General features: G+C 67.7%; 11 protein-coding genes. 5 read left to right on the plus strand and 6 right to left on the minus strand.

What is annotated here, in order from left to right; genetic code table 11:
- Positions 1-2 precede the first annotated feature (2 nt).
- The gene (locus tag TEF_13415) at positions 3-2,402 is read right to left on the minus strand and encodes a hypothetical protein (GenBank protein ID ANK81683.1); all 2,400 of its coding nucleotides are present in this window, start codon (positions 2,400-2,402) and stop codon (positions 3-5) included.
- A gap of 166 nt (positions 2,403-2,568) precedes the next feature.
- Between TEF_13415 and TEF_13420 the strand changes: the two genes are divergently transcribed.
- Together TEF_13420 and TEF_13425 are read left to right on the plus strand one after the other, a co-directional pair.
- Complete coding sequence (locus tag TEF_13420; protein ID ANK81684.1) at positions 2,569-4,263, plus strand: hypothetical protein; 1,695 nt, start codon at positions 2,569-2,571, stop codon at positions 4,261-4,263.
- A 121-nt stretch (positions 4,264-4,384) separates the two neighbouring features.
- Positions 4,385-4,801 carry a universal stress protein UspA gene (locus tag TEF_13425; protein ANK81685.1) on the plus strand — a complete coding sequence of 139 codons (417 nt, stop codon included), beginning with the start codon at positions 4,385-4,387 and terminating at the stop codon, positions 4,799-4,801.
- Positions 4,802-4,818: 17 nt separating this feature from the next.
- Here TEF_13425 and TEF_13430 read toward each other — a convergent pair whose 3' ends face one another.
- Genes TEF_13430 through fadE form a run of 5 tightly spaced genes read right to left on the minus strand, consistent with a single transcriptional unit; the run spans position 4,819 to position 14,331 of the window.
- Positions 4,819-6,759 (minus strand): aconitate hydratase, encoded by a 1,941-nt coding sequence (locus TEF_13430; protein ANK81686.1) that lies wholly within the window; start codon positions 6,757-6,759, stop codon positions 4,819-4,821.
- Positions 6,760-6,768: 9 nt separating this feature from the next.
- Positions 6,769-8,655, minus strand: coding sequence for a hypothetical protein (locus TEF_13435; GenBank protein ANK81687.1), 1,887 nt, complete (start codon positions 8,653-8,655; stop codon positions 6,769-6,771).
- Complete coding sequence (locus tag TEF_13440) at positions 8,655-10,742, minus strand: fatty-acid oxidation protein subunit alpha (protein ANK81688.1); 2,088 nt, start codon at positions 10,740-10,742, stop codon at positions 8,655-8,657. Before TEF_13440 ends, TEF_13435 begins: the two co-directional genes overlap by 1 nt.
- An 11-nt stretch (positions 10,743-10,753) precedes the next feature.
- Positions 10,754-12,040, minus strand: a complete 1,287-nt coding sequence (locus TEF_13445) for an acetyl-CoA acetyltransferase (GenBank protein ANK81689.1) — start codon at positions 12,038-12,040, stop codon at positions 10,754-10,756.
- Positions 12,037-14,331 (minus strand): acyl-CoA dehydrogenase, encoded by a 2,295-nt coding sequence (gene fadE, locus TEF_13450; GenBank protein ID ANK83476.1) that lies wholly within the window; start codon positions 14,329-14,331, stop codon positions 12,037-12,039. The genes TEF_13445 and fadE overlap by 4 nt, the downstream gene beginning before the upstream one ends.
- A 212-nt stretch (positions 14,332-14,543) precedes the next feature.
- Here fadE and TEF_13455 point away from each other — a divergent pair, with 212 nt between their 5' ends.
- Genes TEF_13455 through TEF_13465 form a run of 3 tightly spaced genes read left to right on the plus strand, consistent with a single transcriptional unit; the run spans position 14,544 to position 18,107 of the window.
- On the plus strand, positions 14,544-15,707 hold the full coding sequence (locus tag TEF_13455) for a pyruvate dehydrogenase (acetyl-transferring) E1 component subunit alpha (protein ID ANK81690.1): 1,164 nt from the start codon (positions 14,544-14,546) through the stop codon (positions 15,705-15,707).
- The gene (locus tag TEF_13460) at positions 15,700-16,677 is read left to right on the plus strand and encodes a 2-oxoisovalerate dehydrogenase (GenBank protein ANK81691.1); all 978 of its coding nucleotides are present in this window, start codon (positions 15,700-15,702) and stop codon (positions 16,675-16,677) included. Before TEF_13455 ends, TEF_13460 begins: the two co-directional genes overlap by 8 nt.
- A gap of 23 nt (positions 16,678-16,700) precedes the next feature.
- On the plus strand, positions 16,701-18,107 hold the full coding sequence (locus tag TEF_13465; protein ANK81692.1) for a hypothetical protein: 1,407 nt from the start codon (positions 16,701-16,703) through the stop codon (positions 18,105-18,107).
- Positions 18,108-18,161: the final 54 nt, after the last annotated feature.

The following is an 18,161-nucleotide window of genomic DNA, read 5'->3' on the forward strand; positions in this document are numbered from 1 at the left end:
AGCTAGCGCGCCTTGCGCCGTCCGCCTACACGCCCCTTTCCGCGCGCGACTTTCGCTGCGGCCTTCGGGGTCTCCGACGCGCCAATGTCACCGAAATCGGCCTCGTAGCGGGCCATGAGAGCCTCGAACGCCGCCGACGCAGCGGGGTGCCCGGCGACCTTCCCGCTCTCGGCGATCTCGATCTCCTGGGTCTTTTCCGGAACCAGATTCGTCTTCTCCGGCCGGGCCGCGAATTGCTTGCGTACCTCGCCGTTGCCGCCGAAGAAATGCTGCTCGGCCTTGCGGTCTTTCAGGGCGCCGGCGTCGAACGGCAGGTCCAGCAGCTGACACAGCCGCTCCAGATGCTCTTCCGGACGGGCGGTGAAATTCTCCCACCTGAGACAGAGCAACCGGCCCTGCGGTTTGCCGAGGTTCAGAAAGCGAAAGTAGTTGGTTGCATAGGAGCGTCCGAACCGGATGCCGGAATAGGCGTATGCCGGGTTGTCGGGATTCGACTCCTCGCGCTTCCGCATGGAGCGATAGGCGTTGACCGGACTCTTGAACAGGATCACGCCGTCATAGCGCTCCAGCGGATCGAGCGTCGGCGCCATGTGCTTGTCGCCGCTGACCAGGATTTCAGTGTCCAGCCTGGCGGCCAGGCGCTGGAACCAGTTGGTCGGATCCTCCGCCAGCGCCGCACGGAAATCGAAATCGAAGACCCGGCACTCGGGGCCGCAATGGACGCATGGCGTTAACATGCTCCGTGGATCGTTGGCGAAGTCGAAGGGCACCTCCTGCTGGCCGCCCTCGCCCATCGCAATGGACTTGGTCAGCCGGTGCGACTCGCCGACATGTTCGATACCCGGCAGCGAACCGAGGACCGATCCGAGGAAGGTGCTGCCGCAGAAGGAAATCCCCAGGAGGCTGACGACCCTGGCCTCCGGTTCGGGCGTGCCGGAGGACGCCGCCAGGTCCCCGGCGAGACGTTCGACGCGATCGGCCTCGTCGGCGACGGCGGAGTGCGCCGGCGCAATCTCCCGCAGGCGCTTCAGACGGTTCCGCGCCTTTCGGACATTGCGCTCCCTCGTTGCCGCCCGCACCAGACCGAGCATGGTCATGAAATCCGTGACCGCCGAGACCTTCAGTCCAAGTTCCTCGATCTCGGCGACCCGGTGCTGATGAGAAAGGACCGAGGCGAGATGACCACGCGCGCGCGGTGATTCCTTCGGGAACCTGGTCATGCGTGCGCGCAGCAGGCGTTCGGCCGAGATCGGATCGTCCATGCCGAGATAGACGTGGACCATCGTCTCCCAATGCGCGGTTTCAGCCATCTCTTCGGGGCCGCGGCCGCCCTGGTTGACAAGCTCGACGGCTGTGGCCTGATCCTCGATCAGACTCGCGGACCGGATCGCCCTCAGTCGCGCGTTCTCGTTCGCGGGATCGGCGACAAGGGCTGCGCGGAACCACTCCAGTGCGGCGGCATAGTCGCGGCGGGCATAGCGGAGCTGGCCGAGCTGGACCAGGGGCTCCGCCGAGTCCGGCTCGATCCTCGCAATGTCACGCCAGAGTTCTTCGGCCCGATCCGCAAGACCGGCGTTCACCAGACTCCGGGCCATGGCCAGCTTCAACGTGCGGTTGCCCGGATCCCTCTTGAGGACCGGTCCGAGCGCCTCGACCGCCGCCTTGTAATCCCCCTGGCGGTAGAGGGCCATCGCCTCGTCCCGCATCTGATCGTGCCGCTGTCGGAGCTCCTGGCCACCGAACCGGCCGAACTGGATGACGACGTAGTCGTAGATCTCGAAATCCTGGGCCCAGAAACGTCCCAGATTGGCCCGCCCCCGTTCGGACAGCTCGTCGGCGGACGATGGCCCCTCGGGACGGACGTGGACATGCTCCGGCTCGTTCGGCAATCCGCTCCGGGGAAGCGCCATGCGGCCCGCCATCTCCGGCAGCCTCTGGTCGAGTTCGTCCAGACCGGCCACGAAGAAAAGCCGATGGCGCACCTGCTCCAGATATTCCGGTGAACCCAGCGCCCAGGCGAAATTCCGCCGCAGGTGGCTGATCGCATTCATGGCGAAGAGCGCGGCCGATTTCAGCCGCTCATCCTCTGCTTCGAGCGCACACGCCAGCTCGTCGGGCGTCGCGAACCACCGGAAGGCCACGGCCTCCTCCGGCGACCACAGGGAATTCCGCTTCGGCCGACCGTTCCTGAGACGACTCCAGAAAGCCGAGACGAAACGCTCCGCGGGATCGCGGACAACGAAGCTCATCTTCAGTTCCGGGTCGGCCGCCAGCGCGTCGCGCAACCTGACATCATGGCCGAAACGGCGGAAATCCACGTTGTGTGCCGCCGCCAGAGGCCCGATGTGCTCCAGCACCGCGTTGCCACCGGTCTTGCCGATATGAAGAAATCCGAACGACACGATACCCCCGCTGGAATCGGGGCCAGACTAGCCACCCGGCTGCCGGCGAAGCAACTCTCCGGACCCCGGCCCGTGGGGATCCATGTCGCATTCCGACCGCTGTACGGCACGGGGATTCATGGCATGCCATCGGAACTCTGATAGTCTCGCCATGCGAACCGGAGCATTGTCGATGGCAACCGCAGATGAACGGACCACGTCCCAGGGGCCCCGGGGAGACGAGACCGACAGGCTCGACTTCCTGCAGGCCATCGTCGAGACGACCGACGCCATCGTCGTCGCCGCCGACGCGGATGGCCGCGTCATCTGGGTCAACGACGCCTTCACGCGCATCACCGGTTTCAGAGGCTCGGAAGCACGCGGCCGTTTTCTCTGGTCGTTCCGGGTTCCCGAGGAGCAGAAGCCCGGCCGCGAGGCGTTCCTCGAAGCGGTGGGACGTACGGACGAACGCCGTTTCGAGAGCCGCTGGCTGACCCGCGACGGCTCGGAACTCTGCCTCTCCTGGTCCACCCGCACCCTGTTCGACGAGAATGGCGCTGTCCGTTTCCGCGTCGGCACGGCGGTCGACGTTACCGCCGAAAGGCGGAACGCGGCGCGCGCGCTCGACCTGGGGGAGATGCTCGACCAGGTCGGCGAAGCGGTGATCCTCGTCGATCGGGACTCCGTCATTCAGTACGCCAACCGGGAAGCCGTCGAACTCTACAGGACACCGCTGAAGAAACTGATCGGCAAGTCGAACAGGGATTTCATCCCCGAGGCCGAGGCCGAGCGGTTCGAGAAGTTCCAGCAGACATTGCGGGACAGCATGGAGCCGCAGGCCATCGAGACAACCCGGGTCCGCGGCGACGGCACGACGGTCCCCGTGGAGTTGCGTGTCTCTCCTATCCGCGATTCCGCCGGCAAACTCAGCGGGTTTGTCAGTGTGTCCTACGACATTTCCGACCAGATCCGGTTGCAGGAAAGCGCCCGCATCGCCGCCGACCGCAACGCGGTGCTGGTGCGGCTGCTGGAGAACCTGCCGGACCCCGTCTTCCACATGCGTCCCGACGGGACCCTCGGCTATGTCAATGACGCCGTCGAGGACGTCTATGGCTACAAACCGGAAGAACTGCTCGACGGGCCCATGGCGCGGGTGCGGCCGCTCGACCGCGCGAAGCACATGGCCGAGTTCGTGGCCCGCGCCATCGAGACCGGCGAGCCCTGCATCATGGAGACTCAGGCGCTCCACAAGGACGGCCACCGGATCGAGGTCGAAGTCCGCGCCGTGCGCATCGACGACACGGATGGCAATTATGCCGGTCTGGCCGGCTTCGCCCGCGACATCGGCGAGCGCAAGCGGATGGAGACCGAACTGCGCCGCCACGCCAGCACCGACACGCTGACCGGCCTGGCCAACCGCCGGCATTTCGAGGCCATCGCTGCCGCCGAAGTCAAACGCGCCGCGCGCTACGGTCATCCCCTGTCGTTCATCATCTGCGACCTGGACCACTTCAAGCGCGTCAACGACAGCTTCGGTCATGACGGCGGCGACGTCGCGCTGCAGCGTTTCGCCCAGATCGTGAGCGCCAGCCTGCGTCTGCCGACAGACGTGGCGGCGCGCCTCGGCGGCGAGGAGTTCGGCGTGCTGCTGCCGGAAACCGATATTGAGAGCGCCGTGGCGGTGGCCGAGCGGATCCGCCGGCGCACCGAGGAGGCGGCAATCGAGTTCGGCGGCCGCCCGATGCGCCTGACCGTCAGCCTGGGCGTCAGTCAGCACGCGCCAGGCGAATCGTCCTTGGCAGCGGCGATGAAGCGGGCCGACCGCGCCCTCTACGAAGCCAAGGGCGCGGGACGTAACCGGACATGCACGGCCTCCGCCTGACAAGACCTCGTATTTCTCTTTGACATTCCCGGCATCCCCGTGATCCGCTTCCACTTGAGAAAACAAGATCCCGGCGGCTGCGGGCTTGAACTCGTAACCGTCTCATGAAGGGAGGGGCAAGATGTTCAAGAAGATCATGGTTCCGGTGGATCTCAATCACGCCGACAAGCTGGAGAAGGCGCTGAATACTGCCGCCGATCTGGCCAACCACTATAGCGCGACGATCTGCTATGTCGGCGTGACGGCGGCGACGCCGGGCGCCGTCGCCCACAATCCCGAGGAGTTCGGCCGCAAATTGGCCGCCTTCGCCGACGAACAGGCGGGTGCACGCGGCGTGAAGACGGAATCGAAGCCGATGACCAGCCACGATCCCGCCATCGACCTGGACGATACCCTGATGGAGGCGCTGGAGCAGACCGGCTGCGACCTGGTGGTCATGGCGACCCACGTCCCCAATATCAGCGACTATCTCTGGTCGTCGAACGGCGGCCGGATCGCCAACCATTCCCGGGCTTCGGTCTTCCTCGTGCGTGACTGAGCCCTCGGGGTTCCCGTTCAGCCGGCGCGCCACCAGTTGACCAGGCCGCCGGCCAGCAGCACCTCACGCTCGCGCGCACCGAGGTCGAGCCGGAGCACGATCTCCGCGCCCCGTCCCGTCCGCGCCGTGACCGAATCCGCGTCATCCACCGCGCCGCGCAGACCGGTCAGCGTCATCCGGCCATCCTGTTCCAGTTCCTCGGCATCATCCGCATCGTCCAGAAGCAGCGGCGCGACGCCGTAGTTGATCAGATTCTGGCGGTGGATGCGTGCAAAGCTGCGGGCGGCGACCGCACGAAGCCCGAGTGCGCGCGGCGCGATGGCCGCGTGTTCCCGGCTGGAGCCCTGGCCATAATTGCCTCCGGCGACGATGACGTGACCGTCGCCCTCCTCCCGCGCCGCGGCGGCCCTGTCTGCATAGCTCTTGTCGATCACCCGGAAGGCGAACTCGGCGATCTTCGGGATATTGCTGCGATAGGGCAGGATGTCGGTGCCCGCGGGCATGATCTCGTCGGTGGAGATGTCGTCGCCCAGCTTGAGCAGCACCTGCAGATCCAGTTCATCCGGCAGGGCCTCGAAATCCGGAATGCTGGCGATATTGGGGCCCTTCACCAGTTCGGTCTCCTCCGCCGCTTCGGACCGCGGCGGCACGGCGAAATTCTCCCAGTCGAAAGCGGGCCGGCGGGGCGGAGCGATCTTCGGGTGCCCCATCTCCAGTTCGCGCGGATCGGTAATGCGCCCGGTCAGCGCCGCGGCGGCGGCCGTCTCCGGACTGCAGAGAAAGACGCTATCCTCCGGCGTGCCCGAGCGGTCGGGGAAGTTGCGCGGCACGGTGCGCAGGCTGTTGCGCCCCGTCGCCGGCGCCTGCCCCATGCCGATGCAGCCATTGCAGCCTGCCTGATGCAGCCGCGCGCCGGCCGCCAGCAGGGCCGAGAGATGGCCTTCGCCCGCCAGGTCGCGCAGGTCGTCGCGGCTGGTCGGATTGATGTCCAGCGACACATTGGCCGGGCGGTTGCGGCCGCGCATCATTTGGGCGACGACGGCGAAGTCGCGGAATCCCGGATTGGCCGAGGATCCGATATAGGCCTGATAGACGTCCGCGCCCGCCACATCCCGCACGGGGACCACATTGCCGGGGCTCGACGGCTTCGCGATCAGCGGCTCCAGTTCCGAAAGGTCGATTTCCTCGTGATGGTCGTAGCCGGCGCCGTCGTCGGCGGTCCACGGCGCATGGTCCCCGTCCCGGCCGTGAAGGGAGAGATAGTCCCTGACCGCGGCGTCGGCGGGAAAGACGCTGGAAGTGGCGCCCAGTTCGGTGCCCATGTTGGCGATGACGTGGCGGTCCATGACACCGAGCGCTTCCAGCCCCGGGCCATGGTATTCGATGACCCGCCCGCGCCCTCCGGCGACGCCGTGGCGGCGGAGCATCTCGAGGATCACGTCCTTGGCGCTGACCCAGTCGGGCAGTTCGCCGGTGAGCCTGACGCCCCAGATCTCCGGCATGTCGAGGACGAAGGGTTCGCCGGCCATCGCCATGGCGACATCGATGCCGCCCGCACCCATCGCCAGCATGCCCATCGCGCCCGCGGCCGGCGTATGGCTGTCGGCCCCCAGCAGGGTCCGTCCCGGCTTGCAGAAGTACCGGGTGTGCAGCGGGTGGCTGACCCCGTTGCCGGGCGGGCTGAACCAGACGCCGAAGCGCCGGCAGGCGCTTTCGAGGAACAGGTGATCGTCCGGGTTGCGGTTGTCGGTCTGGAGCAGGTTGTGGTCGACATACTGGACGGACACTTCGGTCTTCACCCGCTCCAGCCCCATCGCCTCCAGCGCCAGCATGACGAGCGTACCGGTGGCGTCCTGGGTCAGGGTCTGGTCGATGGCGAGGTGGATCGGCTCGCCGGGTTTCATGCGGCCTTCCAGCAGATGCTCTGCAATCAGCTTGCGGGCGAGATTCTCGGCCATGGTGCGCTCCTATCCCGGTCCTGGCGAAGAGGGCTCCGGCCGGTCAAGCGCGCCATGAATGGCATGTCGCCAGAGCCGCTCCTTCAGGCCGGCGGGCTTCGACAGGCTCATGCGGGCCAGCGCGGCTTCGGCGGCCCGGTCGGGCCGGCCGCGGCGCAGCCCCCGCCAGACCAGTCCCGCCAGCCGAGCGGGTGAGCCCGACGACCGCTTCAGTTCCGCCAGCGCCGGCAGCAGCGCCTGTTCGGCTTCGGTGTATTCGGTGCCGAACGGATAGGTCGGCAACAGCCCCGCCTCCGCCGCCGGGCCGAGCGCTTCCGCCAGCGTAGCGGGCGTGTTCCGCCGCCAGGCGACGGGCAGGCGGAAATCGGACGGCAGCTTCCCCGCGGCCTTCGCCTGCCTGACCAGATCGTCCTGGAAGCGAGCGTCCGCGACCGACAGCATCTCACCGATCACCCGGGCGTCGGTCCGCCCCCGCATGTCGGCCACACCGTACTCGGTGACGACGATGTCGCGCATCTGCCGGGGCACGGTCTGATGGCCATAGGACCAGAGAATATTGCTCTCCGGCCCCTTTGGCGTCTGCCGCATGGCGTCGAGCATGAGCACGGAACGGGCGTCCGGCAGAGCGAAGGCCTGTTGCACGAAGTCGAACTGCCCGCCGACGCCGCTGACCACCTGACCGTTCTCCAGACCGTCGGAGACGGCCGCGCCGGTCAGGGTCGCCATCATCGCCTTGTTGATGAAGCGCGCCCCGGGCCGCTCCCGGCGCTTGCGCTCCAGGTCGGTCGCGGCGCCATTGACGAAGCCCACATCGGTCATGCCGATCAGGTCGCGTTCGGAGCGGGAGAGGTCCCGCAGTTCTGCCTGATAGGCGCGCGAACCGACGAAGAAGGCCGAATGCACCAGGCAGCCGTCGACTTCCCGGCGAATCACGCCGGCGCGGATCAGCCGGAGCAGGCCCTCGACCAGCATCTCGCTGGCGGCATAGATGCCCTGTTCGAAAGGGCCGTCATGGTACAGATCCTCACGGTCGTCGGCGGGACCGAGCCGGGCAACGATCTCCCGAAAACGGGCGTTGTCGCGGTGGCGCAGGATCAGCGCATTGGCCACCGCGTCGCCGATGGAGCCGATGCCGATCTGGAGCGTGCCGCCATCGGGGACCAGTCTCGCCGCGTGAATGCCGGCGGCATGATCCGCCAGGCTGACCGGCCCTTTCGGTATGCCGAACAGCGCGAAGCCTTCGCCGTCGCGCAGCACGTCGTCGAACTCGGCCGCGTCGATCTCCGCATCACGGCCCATCCAGGGCATTTCGTCGTTCACTTCGGCGATGAACCGGAACGCGGCCCGCCCGTCCCGGCGCGCCTGGAGCAGCGGCAGGGTGATATCGGGATTGCTGCCGAGATTGAATTGTCCGTCGTCGGTTTCCTGTTTTTCAGCAACGAGTTGTCCGACGACATTCACATCCGAATCGAGGATGTAACGGAGCACGTCGGTATAGTTCGCGGAAACATGGTTCTGCTGTGCCGCCGGCACGCCCAGCCACTGGCCGGCCGCCAGGAAGAACTCACGCACCTCGATGTTGTCCGGCACGTCGCCGCGGCGCATGTCGGCGGCGTAGTCCAGGGACACGTGTTCTGCGAACAGCCGCTCGGCGACCGGCTCGATGAAACGGCGTTCCAGTTCGCTGCGCCCTTCCGGCGGGTGGAGCGTCAGCGCGGTGAAAATGGTCAGCGACACCGAGCGGTCGACGCGCGCGCGCCGATAGATCGCATTCACCAGGGTATTCGGCTTGCCGATGCCGAGAGGCAGCGCCAGCACGATCCGCCCGCCGGTTTCCCGGATGACGGACTCGGCCAGCGCATCGGCGTCGGACCAGCCCTGCGGCCGGCCCGCCATCAGTCGCCTCTTTCCGTCCAGTATGAATCCGGCGCGAAGCGGTCGCCGTGATTCTCGCGCAGGCCGGCCAGGGCGTCGGCGACCTCGCCGAAGCCCCGCTCCCGGGCGTAGTGCATCGGCCCGCCGCGGAACGGCGCGAACCCGGTGGCGAAGATCATCGCACCGTCCAGCACGTCCTCGTCGCCGACGACGCCCTCGCGCAGGCAGGTTGCGCAGGCATCCAGCATGGGCATCACCAGACGGTCCGTCACGCCCTCGCCGGGGTCGGGCGCGTCGTCGTCCTTGTCGGCCTTGCCGTCCTTCCATTCGTAGAAGCCGCGTCCCGACTTCCGGCCCAGATCGCCGCCGTCGACCTTGCGGCGCAGCCAGTCCGGGGTTTCCGGGATCGGCCTGTCCAGCCGCTCCTGCAGTACGTCGGCCACGCTCAAGGCGATGTCGAGCCCGACCTGGTCGGCCAGCTCGATCGGCCCCATGGGCATACCGAAGCGCTCGGCGGCCCGATCGATGGTTTCGGGTTTCACGCCCTCGTCCATCATGATGATGGCTTCCATCAGATAGGGCGTCAGGCAGCGGTTCACGAGGAAGCCGGGCGCGGTCCGAACCGGCGCCGGCAGCTTGCCGATCCGGCCGAGAAAGCCTCGCGCCTGCTCCAGGGCCGTGCCGTCGGCGCCGTCATGGCTGACAACTTCGACGAGATCCATCTTCGCCACCGGGTTGAAGAAATGGATACCGACGAAACGCTCCGGACGATCCAACGACTTCGCAAGCTGATCCAGCGGCAGAGACGAGGTGTTGGTGGCGAGCACCGCGTCCGCCTTCATCCGCGGCTCCAGTTCGCCATAAATCTTCTGCTTGACCTCTGCCTTCTCCGGGCCGGCCTCGATCACCAGTTCGGCATGCGCAACGCCATCGCCGTTCGGGTCGGGAATCAGCCGGTCGAGCGCTGCGCGCACTTCGGCGGGCTTCATGTGTTTCGCCTTCGCCATCGCCGCGCAGCGCTTCACCGCATCGGCGATGACCCGGTTGTCGACGTCGCCCAGCGTCACTCTCAGCCCCTTGATGGCGCAAAGCCCGGCGATGTCGCCGCCCATGGTGCCGGCGCCCACGACATGAACCCGTCGAACGTCCGAGGAATCCGGCGCCTGTCCCTTCAGGTTCTCGCGCAGGAAGAAGACCCGGATCAGGTTGCGGGCGGTCTCCCCGGTCAGCAACTGCGCGAACGAGTCGGCTTCGGCCTCCCGCATTTCATCCCGGTCGCCGCCGTGACGCCGCCAGATCTCGATGAGCCGGTGCGGCGCAGGATAGTGCTCGGGCGGGGCCTTCTTCGCCGTCTTCGCCCGCATCTGGCGCGCCGCGATCTCGCGTCCGGCCAGCGTGTTCAGCGCCGCATCCCTGAAATCCTGGCTGCGCTTCTCGATCTCGCCGCCGACGGCCGCCCGCACGGCGGATGCCACGTGCCGCTCCTCGGTCACGGCGTCGACGATCCCCAGCTTGCGGGCTTTCGCCGTGTGGGCGGTCTTGCCCGTCAGCATCATGGTCATCGCTTCGGTCGGATCGATCAGCCGCGTCAGCCGGACCGAACCACCCAGCCCCGGGTGCAGTCCCAGCAGGACCTCGGGAAAGCCGAAGCTGGCGCCGTCGATAGCGATGCGATGATCGCAGGCCAGGGCGAGTTCGAGCCCCCCACCCAGGCAGGGGCCGTGAATGATCGCGACCGTCGGGAAGTCCGCCTTTTCCAGACGGTCGAGCGCGGCATTGCCGCGGTCGATCTCTTCGCGCACGCGGGCGGGATCGTCCATCCCCCGGAACTGGGCGATATCGGCGCCGACGCAGAAGCCGCCCGGCTTCGCGGAGCGGATCACCAGCCCCTTCGGCCGATCCGCCTCCAGACGCTCGAGGATCGTGGAGAACTCTTCCAGCACCGCGCCGTCCAGCGTGTTGGCCGATGAGCCGGCCTTGTCGAGCCGGGCCCAGGCAATTCCCTGTCCGTCAACGGCGAAGCGCCAGTGCCGGAAGCCGCTGCCGTCATCCTCCGGCCCCGGCGTCATGAACCGGCTCTCGAGCGTCTGCAGGATCTGTCCCGTCATCGCGATACTCCTCACGCCGCCCGGATGAGCATGGCGCCGCCCTGGCCGCCGCCGATGCACTCGGTAGCCACCCCCAGCGACTTGCCTTCGCGCCGCATGGCGTTGGCGAGGTGGAGCACGATGCGGTTGCCGCTGGTGCCCACCGGATGGCCGAGGCTGATCGCACCGCCGTCGATATTGAGACGCGCGGCGTCGAGGCTGCCCATCGGTTCGTCCAGGCCCAAAGCGTCCCGGCAGAAGGTTTCGTCCTCCCAGGCCGCGACGCACGCCAGCACCTGTGCGGCGAAGGCCTCGTTGATCTCCCAGAGTTCGATGTCGTCCAGATCGCGGTCGTTGCGGTTCAGCAGCGGCGTTGCGCTCATGACCGGCCCCAGGCCCATGATCGACGGGTCGAGCGCCGCCCATTCGCTGTCGGCGATCTCGGCGATCGGCTCCAGTCCGTGCGCCTTCACGGCTTCTTCCGACGCCAGCACCACCCAGCTGGCGCCATCGGTGATCTGGGAGCTGTTGCCGGCCGTGACCTTGCCCCAGGGCGGTTCGAACACGGGCTTCAATCCGGCCAGCTTGTCCTCCGAGCTTTCCGGCCGCACACCGTCGTCGCTCTCGAAGACCTCGCCATCAGCCGAGAAGGCCGGCGTGACCTCGCCGTCGAGCCAGCCCTCACTCTGGGCGCGGGCCAGCCGGAGATGGCTTCGGACGGCGTAGCTGTCCGCGGCTTCCCGGGATATATCGAACAGGTGGGCAAGCACTTCGGCGGTCTGGCCCATGTTGAGTTCGACGATCGGGTCCGTCAGGCCCTTCTCCAGGCCGATCAGCGGCTTGAAATGACCGGGGCGGAAATCGGCCAGGGCTTCGGCCGTGTCGCTCAGGCCCCGGGCCCGGTTCAGCTCGGAGAACCATTCCACCGCCTCGTCGCGGAAGACGAGCGGGGCATGGCTCAGCGATTCCGCGCCACCCGCCAGGATCAGGTCGGCCTTGCCCTCCCGGATGTAGCGGAAGCCCGTGTCGATGGATTGCATGCCCGAGCCGCAGTTGATCTGCACGGTGAAGGCGGTCATCGCCTCCCCCATGCCGAGCCGGAGCGCGGCGACGCGCGCCGGGTTCATCTCGTCGGGGACGACGTTGACGCAGCCGAGAATGACCTGGTCGAAGCTCTCCGGCGCGAAGGGCTGACGCAGCAGCAGCGGCCGCCCGCACTGCACGGCAAGGTCGACGGGCGAGAACGGACCCGGCCCGCCGCGCGCTTTCAGGAACGGCGTGCGGGCGCCATCGGCGATGTAGACGGGACGGCCGCTCATGCCAGACCTCCGCTGCCGGCGCCGCCGACCAGACGCAATGGCTGATCGGCCGGGTCGCGGTCGGGAGCGTCTTCGCCGCTGCGGCGGAAGGCGTCCGGCGCGAAGTCATCTACCGCAATGGCCGCTGCGACCGCCTCACGGGCGCGTCGCACCAGTTCGGCCTCTTCCTCGCTCAACACGCCCTTGCGCTGGCCCTTCTGCCAGTCGGGTTCCTTCGCCTCGCGCAGCTTCTTCTCGGCCGACGCCGCCTCGTTGACCAGGGCATAGGCCTTCTCCAGCCGGGCAACGCCGCGGTCCTCGCCCGGCGCGCCGAGATAGACGCCCTCGGTCAGGCGGTCGCGAGTCTCGCCGGGCTCCAGCAGCAACGCGGCGCAGCGGCCGATCAACCGGTCGTCGGGACCATGCGCGCGGACGCCGCGCGGCATGATGACGAACCGCAGGAAACCTGCCGCGAAGCGGTTCGGGAAGTTGCGGAAGACCTCGTCCAGCCGCGTCTCGATGGTGCGAAAGCCGCTCGCCATGCAGTAGTCCAGAACCGGGCGGTCGGCTTCGGGGCTGCCTTCATCCTCGAAGCGCTTCAGCGCGCCCGAAAGCAGATAGAGCTCGGACAGGACGTCGCCCAGCCGCGCGGAGATCATCTCCTTGCGCTTCAGCGCGCCGCCCATGGTCAGCAGGGCCAGATCCGACGCGAGGGCGAGTGCGGCGGCGTAGCGGCTGAGCCGGCGATAATGGCCGCGCGTCGCCGGCGCATCGGGCGCGCGCGACGGGCGAAGGCCGAGCCAGCTCCGCGACCACGCACGGCCCAGCGTCCGCAGGCTGTGGCCGACATGACCCCAGAAGGCCTTGTCGAATTCGTCCAGCGCCGCCTCGCGGTCGTTCTGCTCCAATGCCAGCATTTCCTTCAGCAGCCAGGGATGGCAGCGGATGGCGCCCTGACCGAAGATGATCAGGTTGCGGGTCAGGATGTTCGCGCCTTCCACGGTGATGGCGACAGGCACGGCGCGATAGAGATTGCCGAGATAGTTCAGCGGCCCGTCGATCACTGCCTTGCCGGCATGCACGTCCATGGCGTCGTCCACCGCCTCGCGCAGGCGGTAGGTGGCGTGCGCCTTCATGATGGCGGAGATCACCGCGGGCTGGTGGCCCTGGTCGAGCCCGGCGCAGGTGAGCCGGCGCGCGGCATCGAGCTGATAGGCGTGGCCGGCCAGCCGCGCCAGCCGGTCCTGAACGCCTTCGAAGCGGCCGATGGGAATGCCGAACTGCTCGCGGATACGGGCGTAGGCGCCGGTGGTGCGGGCGCAGAACGCGGCGCCGGCGGCGGAAAGCGACGGCAGGGAGATGCCGCGTCCGGCGGCCAGCGCGCTCATCAGCATCTGCCAGCCCTTCCCCGCGTTGTCGGCGCCGCCGATGATGTGGTCGATGGGGATGAAGACGTCGTGGCCCTTGTTGGGACCGTTCTGGAACATCTGGTGCGACGGCAGGTGACGCCGGCCGATCTCGACGCCGTCCAGATCGGTGGGCACCAGGGCGACGGTAATGCCGAGATCCATCGCGCCGCCCAGCAGTCCGTCCGGATCCTTCAGCTTGAAGGCGAGGCCGAGCACCGTCGCGACGGGGCCGAGCGTGATGTAGCGCTTGTGCCAGTTCAGGCGGATGCCGAGCACTTCCTCGCCCTGGAAACGCCCGCGGCAGACAACCCCCGTATCCTCCATCGAGGCGGCGTCGGAGCCGGCCTCGGGACTGGTCAGGCCGAAGCAGGGTACTTCGCGGCCATCGGCCAGGCGGGGCAGCCAGTAATCGCGCTGTTCGTCGGTGCCGAACTCCATCAGCAGTTCGCCGGGACCGAGCGAATTGGGCACCATGACGGTGACGGCGGCGTCGGCGCTGCGCGTGGAGATGCGGCGGACGACCTCCGACTGGGCCCAGGCGGAGAACTCGAGGCCGCCATAAGCCTTCGGAATGATCATGCCGAAGAAGCCCTTCTCCTTCATGAAGCGCCAGACCTCGTCGGGCAGATCGCCGTCTTCCCAGGAAATGCGCCAGTCGTCGATCATGGCGCAGAGCTCGTCGACGGGGCCGTCGATAAAGGCGCGCTCCTCGGCGCTCAGCTCCGGTTTCGGCACATTCTGAAGCGTCTTCCAATCGGGATCGCCGGAGAACAGCGCCGCGTCCCACCAGACGTCGCCGGCGTCGAGCGCCTCGCGTTCGGTCGCGGACATGCCGGGCAGCACGCCTTTGGCCCATTTGAACAGGGGCCTGGTGAGCAGCTTCTTTCTGACGGTTCCGAGCATGACGCCTTCGGCCTGTTCCTGTTCCTGGGTCTGCACGGCGCGTCGGTGGTGCGCGCCTGTTACAGACGTGCGCAGGCGGCGTGGCCATTTCAAGCGGGCGGGCTTCCCCTGCCGGCAAGGGTCCGCGGTTGATATGGCTGTCGCCCGCTCCCAAGTCATCGACAGTGCCGCCAGGCACATGTGCACCCGAAAGAACAAGAAAGAACAGGCACATGACCCGCGAACCCGTGGACTACGGGGACGAGATCCCGTTCATTTCGGTCCTGGACGAGAACGGCGACATCGACGACGACCTGATGCCCGATCTCGGTCCCGAGGTCGTGCTGAAGGGCTACCGCACCATGCTGAAGGCGCGGCGCTTCGACGAGCGCCGCCTGAAGCTGCAACGCTCGGGGCGGATCGGCACCTTCGCGCCGGTCGTCGGACAGGAAGCCTCGCAGATCGGCACCATCTCCACCCTGCGCAAGGACGACTGGTTCGTCCCCTCCTACCGCGAGACGGCGGCGGGCTTCTGGCGGGGTCTCGACCCGGCCGACATCCTGGTCTTCGACGCCGGCTACAATGAGGGGATCAGCATTCCCGACGACGCGCGCGACCTGCCCAACGCGGTGCCCGTCGGCACCCAGATGCTGCAGGCCGCGGGCATTGCCCATGCCGGCCGGCTGCGCGGCGAGGACGCCATCGCCATGACCTATTTCGGCGACGGCGCCACCTCCCAGGGCGACTTCCACGAGGCCCTGAACTTCGCCGCCGTCTACGGTGCGCCGGTCGTGTTCGTCTGCCAGAACAACCAGTACGCCATCTCCGTCTCCCGCGAGAAACAGACCGCTTCGAAAACCCTGGCGCAGAAGGCGGTGGCCAACGGCCTGCCGGCGGTCCAGGTGGACGGCAACGACCTGTTCGCCGTCTACACCGCCGCCCGCGACGCGGTGAAGCGCGCGCGCGAGGACGGTCAGCCCGGCATGATCGAATGCGTCACCTACCGCATCGAGATGCACACCACCGCGGACGACCCCACCCGCTACCGCGAGGACGACGAGGTCGAGGCCTGGCGCGATCGCGATCCGCTGGACCGGCTGGGCGACTACCTGCGCGACCGCGACGCGCTGGACGACGGCAAGCTGGAGAAGATGGAGAAGGAGATCGAGGACGAGATCGCCGACGCCTGGAAACGCGCGGAAGCGCGGATCGAGGAACTGGAAGGCAGCGACCCCATGTTCGCCCACATCTACGCCGAGCCCACGCCGGAACTGGAACGCCAGCGCAAGGCGATGGCCGAACGGGCGCCGCAGGAAGTTCATGCCGGCGAGGACTCGGAGGACGAAGAGAACGGAGAAGACGAGGCGGAAGGCGACGGGGAGAAGGACGATGGCTGAACTCACCATGGTCGAGGCCATCAACCTGGCGCTGCACCAGGAGATGGCGCGCGACGAGACCGTGCTGGTGCTGGGCGAGGACGTCGGCGTCGACGGCGGGATCTTCCGTGTCACCAGGGATCTGATCGAGGAATATGGCGAGGACCGGGTGATGGACACGCCGCTGGCGGAGTCCGGCATTCTCGGATTCTCCATCGGCATGGCCATGAACGGCATGAAGCCGGTGCCGGAAATGCAGTTCTCAGGCTTCGCCTATCTCGGTTTCCACCAGCTCGAATCCCACGCCTCCCGCATGCGCTGGCGCAGCCAGGGCCGCTTCAGCGTGCCGATGACGGTGCGTATGCCCTATGGCGGCGGCGTCCGCGCGCTGGAACACCATTCGGAGAGCCGCGAGGTCTTCTACACCCACATGCCGGGCATGAAACTGGTCATCCCGTCGGGCCCGCGGAACGCGCGCGCGCTGCTGCTCGCGGCGATCCGCGACCCGGATCCGGTGGTGTTCTTCGAGCCCAAGGCGAGCTACCGCGCCTTCCGCGAGGAAGTCCCGGACGACGAGGAAGTCATGGAAATCGGACGCGCCCGTACCGCGCGCGAGGGCAGCGACCTGACAGTCGTTGCCTACGGGGCAATGCTACCGCGCGCGATGGAGGCGGCGGAACGGCTGTCGGAAGACGGCATCGAGGCCGACGTGATCGACCTGCTCACGCTCTCGCCGCTGGACTACGAGACGGTCGTCGACTCGGTCGCGCGAACGGGACGCTGCGTCGTGGTCCACGAGGCGCCGCTGAGCTACGGCCCGGCCGGCGAGATCGTCGCGCGGGTCAACGAGGGCTGTTTCCTGTCGCTGGAAGCGCCGGTCGCCCGTGTCGCCGGCCCGGACGTCCACATGCCCTATTTCGCGCGTGAACAGCTCTACCTGCCGGACGCAGACCGCATTCTCGACGCCTGCCGCCGCACGCTCGACTTCTGATCATCCGCCAGGGAGACGCCGTCATGGCATTCGAATTCAAGCTGCAGGATCCCGGCGAGGGCATCCACGAGGCCGAGATCGTCGAACTGCTCGTCAGCGAGGGCGACACGGTGAGTGAGGGCGATGACGTGCTGGTCGCCGAAACCGACAAGGCCGCGGTCGAAATCCCCTCCCCTGTCGGCGGCGAGATCGCCGAGATCCGGGTCGCGGAAGGCGACACCGTCGAAGTCGGCGACGTGCTGATGACCATCGAGACGGGCGACGAGGCCGAAGTCGCCGCCGATGACAGTGACGATGACGACGAAGCGGCGGACGATCAGGAAGACGACAGCGACGGGGAAGCGAAGGAAGAGGCAGAGGATGACGAGGCGACCGCCGGAGACGCCGAGGCAGAGGCAGACGCCGGCGATGACGAAGAGGAAAGCGAAGGCCGCGCCACCGGCGCCGGCAAGGCGAAGGACGAGGAAACCGCCAGGGCCGCCGGAAAGGGTGGCCGCAGCGAAGGCGGCGACAGCGGCGAACGTCCGGCCAGGGCCACGCCGGCGGTCCGCAATCTCGCCCGGGAACTGGATGTCGACCTGAAGTCGATCGAAGGCAGCGGCGAGGACGGCCGCGTGCTGAAGCGCGATGTGCGCGCCGCCGCCGGCGAAACAGACGAAGAAGCCGAAGGGGGCCGCGAAAGGAAGACGGAAAGGCCGCAGGACGCCGGCGGACCTGTCGAGGAGCGGCGCGAGCCCCTCCGGTCCATCCGCCGCGCCACCGCCCGGCGCATGAGCCAGGCCTGGTCCGAGATTCCCCACGTCACCCACCACGAACGGATCGACATCACCGCGCTGGAGCGGGTGCGGCGCGAGCATGCCGTCAGCGTCGAGGCCGAGGGCGGCAAGCTGACGCTCACCCCCTTCCTGATGAAGGCGCTGGGCGTGGCCCTGCGCCAGCACCCCCGCTTCAACGCCCGCCTGGATGCCGAGGCCGAGGAGATTGTCTATCTGGAGACGATCAACATGGGGGTCGCCATCGACACGCCGCGCGGCCTGATCGTACCGGTGATCCGCGACGCCGACCGCAAGAGCGTGCTCGACCTGGCGCTGGAACTGGGCGAACTGGCCGCCGAACTCCGCGAAAAGCGGCCGGCGCGGGAGACACTTTCGGGCGGAACCTTCACGCTGACCAATGTCGGCGCACTGGGCGGTTCGGGCTTCACGCCGATCATCAACCCGCCGCAGGTGGGCATTTTCGGCGCCGCGCGGGCGCGCCTCGAGCCGTTGATCGAAGGCGACATCGAAAACGCGGAGACCCGCGCCGCGCTGATCCTGCCCGTCTGCCTGGGGTTCGACCACCGGGTCAACGACGGTGCGGACGGCGCACGGTTCATGAACAGCGTCAGGCAGATGCTGGAGGAGCCGGCGGAACTTCTGATCCGCAACTGAGCGGCAGCGCCGCCCGAGGGCGGCTTCCGACGCCGGAAGGGCGGCATGTTCGTA

The organism is Rhizobiales bacterium NRL2, assembly GCA_001664005.1.
In the GTDB taxonomy this organism is placed as follows: Bacteria; Pseudomonadota; Alphaproteobacteria; order Minwuiales; family Minwuiaceae; genus Minwuia.

Coding starts and splice junctions, on each gene's coding strand:
- TEF_13425 (ANK81685.1), top strand. CDS start 4,385: ATGTTCAAGAAGATCATGGTTCCGGTGGATCTCAATCACGCCGACAAG.
- TEF_13430 (ANK81686.1), bottom strand. CDS start 6,759: ATGGCCGAGAATCTCGCCCGCAAGCTGATTGCAGAGCATCTGCTGGAA.
- TEF_13435 (ANK81687.1), bottom strand. CDS start 8,655: ATGGCGGGCCGGCCGCAGGGCTGGTCCGACGCCGATGCGCTGGCCGAG.
- TEF_13440 (ANK81688.1), bottom strand. CDS start 10,742: ATGACGGGACAGATCCTGCAGACGCTCGAGAGCCGGTTCATGACGCCG.
- TEF_13445 (ANK81689.1), bottom strand. CDS start 12,040: ATGAGCGGCCGTCCCGTCTACATCGCCGATGGCGCCCGCACGCCGTTC.
- fadE (ANK83476.1), bottom strand. CDS start 14,331: ATGCTCGGAACCGTCAGAAAGAAGCTGCTCACCAGGCCCCTGTTCAAA.
- TEF_13455 (ANK81690.1), top strand. CDS start 14,544: ATGACCCGCGAACCCGTGGACTACGGGGACGAGATCCCGTTCATTTCG.
- TEF_13460 (ANK81691.1), top strand. CDS start 15,700: ATGGCTGAACTCACCATGGTCGAGGCCATCAACCTGGCGCTGCACCAG.
- TEF_13465 (ANK81692.1), top strand. CDS start 16,701: ATGGCATTCGAATTCAAGCTGCAGGATCCCGGCGAGGGCATCCACGAG.